8 protein-coding genes and 2 pseudogenes are annotated in these 13,135 nt (G+C 66.5%); 4 read left to right on the top strand and 6 right to left on the bottom strand.

The features are described from left to right. Nucleotides 1–111: 111 nt before the first annotated feature. Nucleotides 112–3,252 carry a S1 RNA-binding domain-containing protein gene (locus C2L58_RS14415; RefSeq protein WP_233225715.1) on the top strand — a complete coding sequence of 1,047 codons (3,141 nt, stop codon included), beginning with the start codon at nt 112–114 and terminating at the stop codon, nt 3,250–3,252. Nucleotides 3,253–3,304: 52 nt separating this feature from the next. On the opposite strand, the gene C2L58_RS14420 is transcribed toward C2L58_RS14415, so the two are convergent. Beyond that, a complete protein-coding gene (locus C2L58_RS14420; protein ID WP_233225716.1) occupies nt 3,305–4,018 on the bottom strand; it encodes a hypothetical protein in 714 nt (237 codons plus the stop codon). 330 nt (nt 4,019–4,348) lie between these two features. Between C2L58_RS14420 and C2L58_RS14425 the strand changes: the two are divergent. Next, nucleotides 4,349–4,756: pseudogene (locus tag C2L58_RS14425) on the top strand (PHP domain-containing protein); the annotation flags it as partial. Nucleotides 4,757–5,314: 558 nt separating this feature from the next. Here the strand turns inward: C2L58_RS14425 and C2L58_RS14435 are convergent. Further along, nucleotides 5,315–5,638, bottom strand: a complete 324-nt coding sequence (locus tag C2L58_RS14435; protein WP_103338095.1) for a 2Fe-2S iron-sulfur cluster-binding protein — start codon at nt 5,636–5,638, stop codon at nt 5,315–5,317. A 28-nt stretch (nt 5,639–5,666) separates the two neighbouring features. Then, nucleotides 5,667–6,896, bottom strand: a complete 1,230-nt coding sequence (locus C2L58_RS14440) for a cytochrome P450 (RefSeq protein WP_103338096.1) — start codon at nt 6,894–6,896, stop codon at nt 5,667–5,669. Nucleotides 6,897–7,006: 110 nt separating this feature from the next. On the opposite strand from C2L58_RS14440, the gene C2L58_RS49210 reads away from it, so the two are divergent. Together C2L58_RS49210 and C2L58_RS14450 are read left to right on the top strand one after the other, a co-directional pair. Further along, entirely contained in the window at nt 7,007–7,633 is a 627-nt protein-coding gene (locus tag C2L58_RS49210) for a TetR/AcrR family transcriptional regulator (RefSeq protein ID WP_158264116.1), read from the top strand. Between the two features lie 126 nt (nt 7,634–7,759). Next, nucleotides 7,760–8,779: pseudogene (locus C2L58_RS14450) on the top strand (amidohydrolase family protein). Between the two features lie 712 nt (nt 8,780–9,491). On the opposite strand, the gene C2L58_RS14455 reads toward C2L58_RS14450, so the two are convergent. The 3 genes from C2L58_RS14455 to C2L58_RS14465 all read right to left on the bottom strand — a co-directional run. Beyond that, nucleotides 9,492–9,809, bottom strand: coding sequence for a hypothetical protein (locus C2L58_RS14455; protein WP_103338097.1), 318 nt, complete (start codon nt 9,807–9,809; stop codon nt 9,492–9,494). A gap of 883 nt (nt 9,810–10,692) precedes the next feature. Continuing rightward, entirely contained in the window at nt 10,693–12,237 is a 1,545-nt protein-coding gene (locus C2L58_RS14460; protein WP_103338098.1) for an MDR family MFS transporter, read from the bottom strand. A 160-nt stretch (nt 12,238–12,397) separates the two neighbouring features. Then, a partial coding sequence (locus tag C2L58_RS14465; protein WP_233225717.1) for a VOC family protein occupies nt 12,398–13,135 on the bottom strand: 738 nt, incomplete at its 5' end.

The following is a 13,135-nucleotide window of genomic DNA, read 5'->3' on the forward strand; positions in this document are numbered from 1 at the left end:
ACTTTTTCGGTGCCGGCATGCTCTGCATCCTCCCTGGGATCAGAGCCTGCACAGAACCCGGGGCGCATCAACAGCGCCGATCGGGTCGCGCTGGCCTGGCTGCAATCCGACGTGACCGTAGCCAACCCCGGCTGGGGATACGTTCTGGATCACAAGCTTTCGCGTGTCGACGGCCGAGCCCGCGAGCGGGTATTGGAGGCGGCGGTGGACTGGCTCGTGCACCCCGGCGCCACGACCAACCCCGCGTGGAGCCACGTCGCGCAGGCCCTGCTCCGGGAGACACAGGGCGAGTTGCTCGCCAAGGTAGAAAATGCCGCCCTCGAGTGGCTGAGCGACGAAGACTCGCACCGCACGAACACTTGGCACTACCTGTACCGGCGAATGCTCGAAGAGATCTCCCCCTCGCCGCGTCGCCTTCGGCTGATCGAGCTCGGTAGAGTGTGGTTGCAGTCCCCCGACTCGTTCTCGCCGAATTGGCCGATCGTCTTCGACACCCTTCACAGCACGCTCGAAGTGGACGAGCGCAAGGAACTGCTGCGGGCAGCTACCGGCTGGGTCCTCGACGAAACCCGATTCTCGGACAGCAACTGGATCAACGTCTGCAGTAGTCTGATGCGCCACCTGGACTCCCGAGAGTTCGCCGCGGTTCTTGTCTTGGCCACCACGTGGGTACGGGAACCGATGAACCAATTCCTCAGCCATTGGAGCAAAATCCTGGAACGCCTCATCAGGGTGGCCGAATTCACCGAGCGGGGCGACCTCGTCGGAATCGGCATGCAGTGGTTGCGCGAGTGGATCGACCAGGACGACCCCCGGTGGGGCTCGGTGGTACAGACCCTGCTGCGGGCCACCGACGGCACGGACCAGACTGAGCTGCTCGCGTTGGCGAGACGGTGGATCGACTCCGAACCCGCGCGGGACGATCCGCTGTGGCCAGCGGTCGTCGTGAATATCGTCGAACGGACCCCGGGCACCGGCCAGGCGCCCATCCTCGAGACGGCCGTGCGCTGGCTGGGGACATCGGTACACCAACCCGGTCGGGGGTGGACCCGGCTCCTGGAACTACTGGTGGACAGTGACCACGCTCGCGAGGTCCTCGGCAAATGCTCGACGAATAGGCTCATCGGCCGCGGGCAGTTCCGGAATGTCGAAGACTGGGGCGACGTTTACGCCCTCGCCGTCCGATCCGATCTGGTGCTAGACCGCGGTGAGCTGGCCGAGGCGGGATTGAACTTCCTGCGGACCAGGTCGTTCGACGACAGGTTGGACAGGTCGCAGGTGGTGAGCGGGCTCCTCTCGGAGTTGGAGGATCGCCAGCGCGCCGAGTTGGTCAGGCTCGAACTGCTGTGGCTCTGGAACCGGAACAACTGGCGGTTTCCGTCGTGGAACCGCGTTTTCCAGACAGTGTTGCAGGCCGTACCTGACCAGCGACGGGAGCTGCGACAGCTCGGCCTGCAGTGGCTCAGGAACGTCCCAGGGAACCCCGGGTGGGGCTGGGTCCTCGAGCAGGTGCACCCGCTCACGAGAGGACAGGAGAAGGAGCAGCTCGCGGCGTTCCTGTGGACCTGGTTCGCGGATCCGGTAAACCGCGATGGCCCCGCGTTCTCGAAGGCGATCGAGTGCGCCGTCACCATGACGGACACTGCCGCGCTCGACATGGACGACATCCATGCGCTCGGTCTCAGCTGGCTCGCCCTCGGACGGAATTTCGCAGGTCGCCGGTGGAGCTTCGTGTTCAGGGCGCTGGGTGAACGTCGCAGTCCGGAACATTCTACGGAGCTGGTGGACGTCGCGGTGGCGTGGCTGAGTGACTCCCGCTCACGCGAAGATCAAGGCTGGCCGTACGTGCTGGGCACGGCGGCTGACCTGGCGAACCAGAAGCATCTCGGCCCACTGCACGAGCTCGCCGAGTCGTGGCTGACGGACCCGGTGAATTGGGGCGACCCGGGCTGGGGCTATGTCGCAGGCAGGGTGAGCAAGATGCCATCCGGCCTCTCGGGCCCGACTCTCGCCGCTGCCCGAAGGTGGCTCGCACTGCCGCTGACCAGGAGAGGCCGCACCTGGCGGCAAGGTTGGACGCACCTGGCACCTCTGCTCGACCACGCCGCCACCGCGGCGGTGCTAACGGCACGCCTGAACGATGCGTGGATGCAGTCTTCGCCGCTCTGGGGCTTCCGGTACTTGGACGCGTCCGGGCATGTGGACCTGTCGGCCTCCGCGGTCGGGGAGCAAGTCGTCGAGTGGTGCTCCCGAGAGCGTTGTTCGAAGACTTCGGCGTGGCCCCACGTCGTCGCATTGGGCTTGAAGGCAGCCGATCCCACGGCACGGACCGCCCTGACTCGATTGGCCGAAGCGTGGCTGCTCGACCCGGCGAACACCAGCGGCCGCGGTACCGTCGAGACGGCCCTGCTCGGTTCGATCGAATTCGACGACGTGGCTTCGTCCGAGACACGGCAGGCGATCGTGTCGAACGTCTTGGACTACGGCGCGTTCGTGAACCTCGGCGGCCGCCAAGGCTTGATCCACCGGTCCGAGATGGCGAACGGTCGGACCGATCCGCGCAAGGTTCTCCGGCTCGGGCAACGGGTGACCGTGCGCGTTCTCAAGATTGATGCCGACACCGGGAAGATAGCCGTGTCGCTTCGATCTCAGAACCCTATCAAGCGGCAGCTGGACGCCGCACGCGAGGCACTTCCGCCGCGAGATCTGGCCTCGTGTTCCCCCGGTACGAACCTTGACGGAGTCGTGACCGGAATCACCGACTACGGCCTGTTCATCGATGTCGGTGGTGTCTCGGGGCTGGCCCACAAATCGCGCATCGCAGGCTCCCCCGAGCTACCCGGGACGTTCGCGATCGGGCAACAGGTGCAGTGCCGCGTCGTGTCGGTCGAGCCGGCCAGGAACCGACTTTCGCTGTCCCTCGGGCCACAGACCTCGGGTGCACGAAACTCCACGACTTCGGCGGAGTCCGAGCCACAAGTCTCACTCGGCACTTGCAACGAGGGTGACTTACTGGACGGGGTCGTCACCCGCGTGGTTCCGTACGGGGTGTTCGTGGACGTCGACGGCTTACGTGGATTGCTCCACAATAAGGAGATGGAACCCGCCGGGCCTCGGTGCCGGGCACGAGTCGCGCAACAGGGAAGCCACGTACGCGTCCGGGTATGCCGAGTGGATCGGGAGCGTGGTCGCGTCGACTTCTCGCTGCTCAACTTGCCTTCCGCGGAGACTGGAACCTCCCGGTCGCCGTGACCGAACGCGATTGCGGCTCTGGCTCCCAGCCGCTGTGTCGTGGTACGCCGCCCTAGGCGGGGTTGGCGAGCAGGGGGAACTCGGGGACGTCTTTCCAATTCAGCCGCTGGTTCAACTCGGATGCGACCAGGTCACTCACGTGCTGCGCGCCGGCGAGGTAGACGCGAGCGCAGCTGATCGCGCCGTAGAGGTTCACCGAGTGCTTACCATTCGGTTTGGGCCGCAGAACCGTCGACGCATGCGGCTTGCCTTGCCGCGTTGGGGCTGGCCAGACTTCGGGCGCTGCGCCACTGACCAAGCCGTGTGTCAGGCAGTGCCGAACCTGCATCCAGCCTGCGGCTTCCCGCTTGACCTGAGGCCAGCTGAGGGTGTGTTGAACCCAGCCCTGCTTGCCTGGATGGGCTGGGATCTTGCGAATGTCCACCGACACACCGGCGCCGAGCGAGGGCTTCAGCTGCGGGAAGTTGCTGCCAATCAACGTCTCGACGTCTTCGATGTCCGGGTTGTTGATGTTCACCTTCTTCGCGATCTGACCGAAACTCTGGCCCTGGAGGTAGAAAGCCGTAGCGAGGAAGTCCTCGACGAACCCTTCGAACGCGGAGATGATGCCGAGCAAGATCGCGGGAGCCAACGCCCCTGCGTTACCCGGATTGCCCTGCTTGCGGGGATGGAGAGCCATCAGCTTCGACGGCACCACCAGCGACTTCGCGAACCGGTCGACGCACGTCTGCAGCTGCGGCGCAAGAGGAAGGGATGTGGGGGCCATACGCGCTCCGTTTCTTCCTGAACGACTTGAAGAAGCATCGCATCACCCAAGACGCTCGAAATATCCAGTCTCAGCAGAATCGAGACGTGATCGCGATCTTCGAACTTAAGTCTGCATTTGCGCTGGTCAAGACCCTACTGGCGGCGGAGTGTGAGTGCCCCGCACTGCAGGCTGCGGTCAACCGGAGAGTGAGTTCGGCCGGCTGCGGTTGACTCCGCCATCATGAGACCTAGAATCGAACACACGTTCCCCTAGTAGCTGCGGCTGCCAGGGGAAGTGAACGCGCTGTCTTCCCCACGGCGACCCGAGCACGACAGGGTGGTACTGCCAGTGGAAGCCCGGCATACAACCGACAGGTCAACGGTCAGGCGCGTACCGTCTCTCCAATTCAACAACCCGAGCGTGCCCTGGTCGGAAGTCGAGCGCATCGCCTCCGGCCGGGCACCGGTGCTCGGCGACGGTAGCGACTCGCCCGCGTGGTCACGCAAGCGCGAAGGCTACCCCGGCGCCCCGGCGGACCTGCGCGACCGGCGCGGCCGTGACGACGGCGGCGACCGGCTCCGTGCCCCGTACGCCGAGCTGCACGTCCACTCCAACTTCAGCTTCCTCGACGGCGCCTCCCACCCCGAAACCCTCGTCGAAGAAGCCGCCAGGCTGGAGCTGGACGCGCTGGTGCTCACCGACCACGACGGCATTTTCCGAACTACGACGTTCCGTACCCGTACGGTCATCGGGACTATGCGGGGGCAGGTTCCAGACAATGTGCTGGTTTCTCGAGATCGGCCGGAACACGGTCCGGCGGGCGTTGGCAGTCGACGGGCCGCCGCGGTATCGACGGCCGCCGCACGGGTCGATTGTGGACGCGGTAGAGGCACGGGTCCGGGCGTTGCTGGCGGAGTGGCCGACGGAGCCGGCGACGGTGATCGCGGAACGAATCGGGTGGACTGGGTCGCGACCGTGCTCAAGGAGCGCGTGCGGGAGCTGCGGCCGCTGTTCGCACCGCCGGCTCCGGCCAGCCGGACCCACTACGTCGAGAACGCGTCGGGGAGTTGTCCCGCGTCGGCGGCGATCTTGCTGCTGCGCCGCCGGCGTTGATATCTGATCCCGGAAAGGGCACGCCACACAGACGTCCCCGTCGCAGTGCCTGTGCATTCCGCCGCTGGCCGGGCAACCAGCCAGCCCGACCGGGGTGGGTTAGTCCCCGGTCGGACTGGGTTCCCGGGTAACGGCTGTTACCTCAGGCTTGCTGGCCCGGCTCGCCCGCGGATCAGGCTGCGGCGCCGGCCCATGATGCGGTCACACCTGCGTGGCCGCGGTGTGCACGATCAGTCCGTCGACGGCGTCGCCGACGGGAATCTGGCAGGACGGCCGGCTGTTCGCCGTGCGCTCGCAGACGGCGCCATCGAGCATTTCGTCCTCCAGCTCGCTGGCCGGTGGCCCGATTCGGTCGGCCCAGGCAGGGTCGAGATAGACATGGCAGCTCGCGCAGGCGAGCTGCCCGCCACACTCCCCGACGATGCCGGGTAGTCCCTCCTGAACCGCTATCGACATCACCGACCCCGTAGTCGCGGTGACCTTGCGAGGGTGCGCGGCGGCGTCGACATAGGTGATAGTCGCCATGATCAGTCCTGCCTGCACGTGGAGTGGGTCAGCATCGGACAGGAAGTGCCCGGGTGGCACGGAACATGAAGTTGGGGACTTCGGCGACCGAGCCGTCCAGCTGCAGTTGAGGGTAGGCTCGGGGAACCGCGGAAATGGCGATCCGTACCTGCAAGCGGGCAAGCGCGGTGCCGACGCACACGTGGATACCGTGCCCGAACGTGACCGGGTCCGCCGTCCGCGCCCGCACAGGGCACAGCGTGTCAGGGTCGGGGAAGGCATCGGGATCGCGATTGGCGGCGCCATAGGACACCCACAGCTTCGCCCCGGCCGGAAGATCGGTTCCAGCCAGTCGGGTGTCGGTCGTGCAGACTCGGAACAGGCCGATCCCGGACGTGTCCAACCGCAGCAGTTCCTCGGCCAGCGGCCCGACCTCTGCCGTGCCCGCGGCGAGGGAGTCCCACAGATCACGCTCGCGCAGCAACCGCGCGAACACGTTCGACAGCGTGCTCACCGTGGTCTCGTGCCCGGCGAACACGACGTTGGCGATGACGCCGACGAGCTCATCCTCGGTCAGGTCGTTGGCGCCTTCCCGCCGGCCGGTCACCAACGCGCGAATAATCCCGTCCCCGACGCCCTCGAGATCACCGGTGACGAACTGGCGGATGTAGGCGTCGAACTCGGCGAGTTGCCGCGCTGCGGCGACATAGGCCTCGACAGGCTGGTTCGGCACCTGCGGCACAACGAAGGATTCGGACCACCGGGAGAATCGGTGAGCTTCCTCCACGGGTAAGCCGAAGAACCGGGCGATAGTCCGAGATGGTAGCGGGCGAGCGAAATCCGATTGCAGGTCCGCCGTTGACTCCCCGTCCGCGAACAGCGACGACAGCAACTCCTGCGCGTCGGCCGTGATGACCGGCTCCAGGCTGTTGACCCGCCGCGCCGTGAACGCCGGGACGATCGCCTTGCGGAGCCGCAGGTGCTCGTCCCCGTCGCTGCTCACCGGCGCGTATTTCCACAACGAGCCATCGAGCGGGTACACCTCAAGCGACTCGGCGGGCAAGTCATGCGAAGGGACGAAGGTGGCATCCGAGCGGAACCGCTGTGGGTCGGCCAGCACCTCCCGAACCGCCCCGTAGCCGGTGACGGCCCACATGCCGAGCGCGGGAACGAAGGTGACCGGAGACTCCTCGCGCAGCTCATTCAGGACCGAGAACCGTTCCTCGGCCATCTTCGCCGAACCGGGGTCGAATCGCTTTGCTGCCGTCAACATCGTCATGCCAACCAATCTATAGAACTGAGCAGTTTCGAACAAGTGGCAATATTGCTGACGATCGAAGCAATATATGCTACTGTGCAGTACTACAGAACGGCCGGAGGATCATCCGCATGCCCCGCCCCGACCCGCGACTCGCTCGCACCCGCGCTGTGGCCCTGGAGGCCGCATACGACGTCCTCATCGAGCGCGGCTTCGGCAACGCCACAATGGATGAGGTGAGTGCGCGGTCCGGCGTAGCCAAGAGCACGCTGTACCGGCACTGGAGCACCCGTGATGACTTGCTCCGCGAGGCATTTTCCGCCCACGCGTTGGCCGGGGCGCCCCCCGGCACGGACCTGGCGACCGCGTTGTGCGGCTACATTCACGCGTACGCGGAGGGCCTCAGCTCGAACTGGGGACGCGCTGCCGCCTCCCTCGCTGTCGCCGCACTCGACGACCCCGAGCAGCGACAAGCTCAACAAGGCTTCGTCGCCACCTACCGCGCCGACCTCCACGGGTTCGTGCGAGCCGCCGTTGCCCGCGGCGAGATCCCTCAACCGGATGAAGCGAACGTGAGCCGCGTGTTCGATCGGCTCATCGCCGTTCTGTTCTACCGGTTCCTGTTCATCGACGAGCCCCTCGACGAGAAATTCATCGAACAGGAGGTGCAGCACGCCCTTCAACACCTGTGCCCCTCGAGCGGTGACAGCCCTGGTACCGCACTAGATGACCACTCGGCGATCGATCACTCGCGGTGAGACCGATCGCGCCCCAACGTTGGCGGCTGCGGCACATGCAGCATCGCACGCATAGCTGCCGCGTTCACACGTCGCCTGACACGTGCTCAGTCGTGGCCGACGCCCTGAACGGAAGGGAGAAGTCCGATGACGCGAATCGTCGCGATCGAAGAGCACTTCGTGGTTCCGGAAGTGTTGGCGGCGTGGTCGCGGATTCCCGCAGGACGGCACGACTCCGATACGGGAGGGGCAGGTAACGACCCGCTCTCGCAACGGCTGCGCGACGTCGGGGACCGACGCCTGGCAGAGATGGATGATCAAGGCGTGGACGTGCAGGTGCTGTCGTTGAACAGCCCCGGAGTGCAGAACCTTGCGCCGGCCGACGCTGTCGCAGTTGCGCGGGACGCCAACGACGGGCTCGCCGACATCGTGCGCGGAAGCTCCGGGCGATTCCAGGCGTTCGCCGCGGTCCCGACCCCGAACGCTGCCGCAGCGCCGGAGGAATTGGAACGGGCAGTCGCCGACCTCGGATTCCGCGGTGCCTTACTGAACGGACGCACGGGTACGGCCAACATGGACGCGCCGCAGTTCGACGATCTCTACGCAACGGCGGAGAGGCTGCAAGCGCCGCTGTATCTGCATCCGCAGACGCCCTCAGCACCGGTCCGCGACGCGTACTACTCGGGGTTCGGCGACCAGGTCGACTTCTCGTTCGCCAACTTCGGCATCGGCTGGCACTACGAGACCGGAGTGCAGCTGCTGAGGCTGATCTTCTCGGGCGTCCTGGACCGGTACCCCAACCTGCAGCTGATCGTCGGGCACTGGGGCGAACTCGTGCTGTTCTTCCTGGAACGTACAGCGATGATGTAGCAGATGGGCCTACACCTGGACCGACCGCTGTTGGACTACTTCTGGAACAACGTATGGGTCACCGGCAGCGGAGTACTGAGTGAGCGCTACCTGCGCTGGACGGCCGAGGTCATGGGCATCGACCGGATCCTCTACTCCACCGACTACCCCTACATCGACACCACAGGTGGACGCGCGCAGGCGTTCCTCGAGCAGGCGGCACTGAGTGACGAGGAGAAGACGGCGATCGGATCCAGAAGCTGGGAATTGCTGACCCGCCATCTCGCCCCGCCTGAGATTGCGGAACGGCCATCGTGACAATCGACGGCATCGCACCTCATTGAGCGACAACCACGTGCAACGCTGTTCACGCTTCACCTTGAGCTAACGCCCGGTCTTTTGCCAACGTCCGCATGTCTCCGAGGCGATACTGGCGTCGCGGCTGACTACGTGTCGACCGGGCCCACGCTGCCACGCATCGAAGCAGAACTACATGGTGCGTAGGCGCCAATAGCCGCGTCCCGCCGGCTCCTCAAGTCCAGCGCTGGGACGTCGTGGAAGTTGTTGCCGATCGGCGCGATACCGTCGAGAAGCGAAATATCGCCGGCGGGATAGCTGGTCACCGCATTCTGGGGTCCGGTCCGTACACGGGAGATCGCCGCAATGGCCGTACCAAGCCGGAGCCGCCCGCGGCACTCGGTTGCGGTATCGGCCGAGCAACCCCGCGACGGCGAGCCCGGTGAGGACCCCGCCGATGATGACGACCGGAATCTTTACCGGGCACCGTGAGATCACCGATGACGAGCGCGGCATAGACGACGGCAGGCACGAACTCGCGCACGCCGGCATTACTGCGCACGTGTGACCAAGGCGCCGGCGCGCAGGAGCAACAACCCGGCGCCGGCCAAGACGCCGAGGAGCGGCAACCGGCACGAGCAGAATTCCTACGGCGCATGGATGCGAGATCGAGCAGCTTCGCCGCGCCGATCATCCGGAGAAGCCGGGCGCGAGGTGGACTCGTCGGTCGCGGTCATGAGGGCGCCGAGCTGAGGCGGAGGGACACGGCGTAACGGCCGCGCGTGGCCATCACCTTGGGCTCGTCCACTATGGACGGGATTGTGACGGTGGCGATGACGGTTCCGTCCGCGATGACCGCGTCGACGGCCACCCCGTCGAATGAGGCGAGTGCCTCGGTGATCGCTCGTCGGGTGGCGTCGGCGCGCAGGGCGAGTTTGTAGGGCTTGCCGACGTCGGTCACCGGCAGTGCGTCGAGCACCGTCACGGCCTTCGGCGCCGCGGCGCGCTCCGGGACGCTGTCGGCGGCCCAGGCCAGCTTCTCCTCCGGCATGGCGAAGTGTAAGCAGCGCTGAACCAGGTCATCGACCAGCTCAACACCGAACCGCTGGAGATCGACTACCGCGCGCGGCGCAGCGCGCCGGCTGGCTGGCTGGCTGGCCGATCCCGACCTAACCTGGAAGGGCTGTCTGTGCCGAACTGCGTGCGAAGCACCGGCGCCGCACCAAGGGAGCCACTCCGACTGGGGCCCGGACGAACACCGGCCACCTCGCTGCTGCTGTGGGTCGTCATGACCCGCGGCGACTACCTCGCCGCCCCGCTCTTCCGCGACGCGAGCACGCCGAAAGGACCGCGTGTTCGTCAGGACTGCACAGCGCCTGATGTTCTACCTCGGCAGGGCCTCGCCGGAGCCAGGACGCGGGGAGCATGTGTTAGACCTGCTCGAGGCGTTCGCCGATCTGCGAGCCGAGGTCGAGCACACCGTCGACGCCGGGACAGCCCCGCCTTCCTGACCCGGGCGCGGTACCGTCTACGGTGCCGCATGTCGACGCCGACGATCGGGTTACGGCCTTCGATCACTACGACGTCCCCCCAGCGCCCGTGATGGTGGCGACCGACACGCGCGCGAATGGCGGCTTTGCAGAAGCCTGCGCGGGGATGAAGCTCCCAGCTTGCGGCGATCTCGGACAAGACCATTGGCATCGAACCAATGTCCGTGGGCAGGAAATCGTTGCGGTGCCGGTGTTTCGTGCGCAGTCAAAGCATTTCGACGGCGAAGTCCCAGATCGCGATCACGTGACCACACACTGCTGCTGTCAGTTGATCTGCGCCTGCCCCTCGCACAACACCCCGGCAGCTCCAGGGTTGCGAGCTTGCCCGGGATCGCGAACGCGGCGGCCGCGCCAGCGCGGACAAGGGTGACCGCTGCCATGAGGTCACCCCGTCTCGGCATCGGGTCTAGCTGACGTGGCGGTATCCGGCGTGCCGCGGAGGGGTACTTCCTTGATTAGTACGGAGGCGATCAGTGCGGCAACGGCGATACCGGCGCCGGTGAGAAAGATAAGGTGAGTGGCGTGGGCAACGTCATGGACGTACAGGTCGCGTGCCGCCTGTGTGAGGTGGGCGCTACCGACTCTTGGGTCGGTTCTCTCTCCAGGGGCTGGGGTTATGCCGACGGTGAGGTTGCCGGTCAGCAAGGAGGCGAAGAGCGCGATGCCGATGGAGCCTCCGAGGTTGCGGAAGAGGTTGGTGGCGGCGGAGGCGGAGCCGATGTCGCGGAGTTCGACGGCGTTTTGGGCGATGGTGCTGGCCATCTGCATGGACAAGCCGGTGCCTGCGCCGAGGATCACCATGTAGAGGGAGGTCAAAGCGCGGGGGGTGTCGGTGCTCATGGTGGACAGCAGGCCCAGACCGACGACCGCGAGCAGGCAGCCGAGCACGGGGAAGATCTTGTAGCGCCCGGTCGCGGTCATGACCTTGCCGGCAATGCTGGAGGTGATCAGTGTGGCGATCATCATGGGCAGCAGCAGGAGACCGGAGTTAGCGGCCGAAGCCGCTTGGACGACCTGCTGGTAAAGCGGCAGATACAGAGTCGCGCCGAACACTGTGACGCCGCTGACGGTCAGCAGGATCGCGGCGATCGGGAAGTTGCGGTGCCCGCTGTAGATGCGCGGGGGCATCAGCGGCTCGGTGGCGCGCCGCTCGGTGGCGACGAACGCGGCGAGCAGGGTGAGGGCGAGGACGGCCAAGCCGATGATCTGCCACGAGAGCCAGGCGTAGGTGCTGCCGGCCCACGTGGCGGCGAGGACGAGCGCGGTGATCGCGCCGGTGAGGAACGTGATGCCGAGCCAGTCGATGATGATCTTCTCGGGGCGCTGCGCGGGTGGGAGGTGGAGCAGTAGCCAGCACCAGATGATGCAGGCGACGCCGAGGGGCACGTTGATGTAGAAGGCCCAGTGCCAGCCCAGATGGCTGGTGACGAATCCGCCGACCAGGGGGCCGCCGAGCTGGCCGATGGCCATCACGGCGGCGGTCATACCCTGGTACTTGCCGCGCTCTCGGGGCGGCAGCAGGGCGCCGATCAGGGAGAAAGCGCCGGCGCCCATGCCGCCCGCGCCCAGGCCCTGAATGATGCGGAAGACGATCAGCTGGGCCATCGAGCCGGCCGTGCCGCACAGCACGGAGGCCACGATGAACAGGGCAACTGAGGTGAGGAAGACCGTCTTGCGGTGGAACTGGTCGCCGACCTTGCCCCAGACCGGGGTGGAGCAGGCGGTGGCCAGGGTGTAGCCGGTCACCACCCAGGACATGTGGTCCAGGCCGCCGAGGTCGGCGACGACGGTGGGCATCGCGGTGCCCACGATCAGGCCGTCGAGCATCGACAGCAGCAGGGCGAGCATGACACCGAGCAGGACCCAGCGGATGTTGGCGGGGATGGTGATGCTGTCGCCGGTGTTGGCCGGTGTGGACTGGGCTGTCATGACAGATCACCCCTTTCTGCGGATCGGGGATGACGTGAACCGGCGTTCGCAGCGCCGACGTGAGAGAGGGCGCAGGCGGAGGTAGGTCGCGGAGCGGCGGCGCATCTGTGGCGGCCTGCATGATGCGCCGGTGCAGGCCGCCACCGAGTGGCGGTGTGGGTTAAACGTTCGTGCTCGACGCCGGCTTCGCGGGTGGTTGGCCGGCGTCGGGGATGGAGAAGCGCAACGGGTTTCCGGAGGGGTCGTGTGTGGTCAGGGTGCTGCCGGTGTGCTGGTGCGGGTGGCCGGCGGCAGCGAGGCGTTCAGCCAGTGCCCCGATCGTCTCCGGGGCGGTGAGCAGCAAGTCGACGCGGGTGAGTCGGGCGGTGTCGGGCCCTGCCGGGGTGCCTCCGTGCGGACTGAATCGGTTGGTGCAGACGAGCAGACTGCGGTAGTCGGCCACGCCGACGCCGATGAATCCTTCGCGCAGGCGGGCGTAAATTTGCAGGCCCAGCAGGTCGCAATAGAACTGCTTGGTGCGGGAGAGGGCGGCATCGGTCACCTTGAGTTGGACGTGCCCCATCTGGGTCTCGGCTGGCAGCGGTGCGGGCGTGTTCGCGCCGGGCTCGGTGAGCAGATCCTGGACCGCGATGGGGGTGGCGACCACGATGGGCAGGCCCTCCTCGGTCCACTGCCATTGCTCCTGCGGGCAGGCCCAGGTCGCCTCGATCGTGTGGCCGTCGGGGTCGGTCACGTAGCACGATTGGCTCACGACGTGGTCACGCGGATCGACGTCGAAGCCGGCATCCAGGTGCCGCTGGGTGAAGCGCGCCACGTCTGCCCGGGTGGGCACGAGCGGGGCGAAGTGGCTAAGCCCGGGGCTCGACCGCGGCGGCGCGACAGCCCCGGCGACCTCGTG

Origin of the sequence: Amycolatopsis sp. CA-126428 (genome assembly GCF_002904335.1) — a bacterium.
In the GTDB taxonomy this organism is placed as follows: Bacteria; Actinomycetota; Actinomycetes; order Mycobacteriales; family Pseudonocardiaceae; genus Amycolatopsis.

Coding starts and splice junctions, on each gene's coding strand:
- C2L58_RS14420 (WP_233225716.1), bottom strand. CDS start 4,018: ATGGCCCCCACATCCCTTCCTCTTGCGCCGCAGCTGCAGACGTGCGTC.
- C2L58_RS14435 (WP_103338095.1), bottom strand. CDS start 5,638: ATGGCGACTATCACCTATGTCGACGCCGCCGCGCACCCTCGCAAGGTC.
- C2L58_RS14440 (WP_103338096.1), bottom strand. CDS start 6,896: ATGACGATGTTGACGGCAGCAAAGCGATTCGACCCCGGTTCGGCGAAG.
- C2L58_RS49210 (WP_158264116.1), top strand. CDS start 7,007: ATGCCCCGCCCCGACCCGCGACTCGCTCGCACCCGCGCTGTGGCCCTG.
- C2L58_RS14455 (WP_103338097.1), bottom strand. CDS start 9,809: ATGCCGGAGGAGAAGCTGGCCTGGGCCGCCGACAGCGTCCCGGAGCGC.
- C2L58_RS14460 (WP_103338098.1), bottom strand. CDS start 12,237: ATGACAGCCCAGTCCACACCGGCCAACACCGGCGACAGCATCACCATC.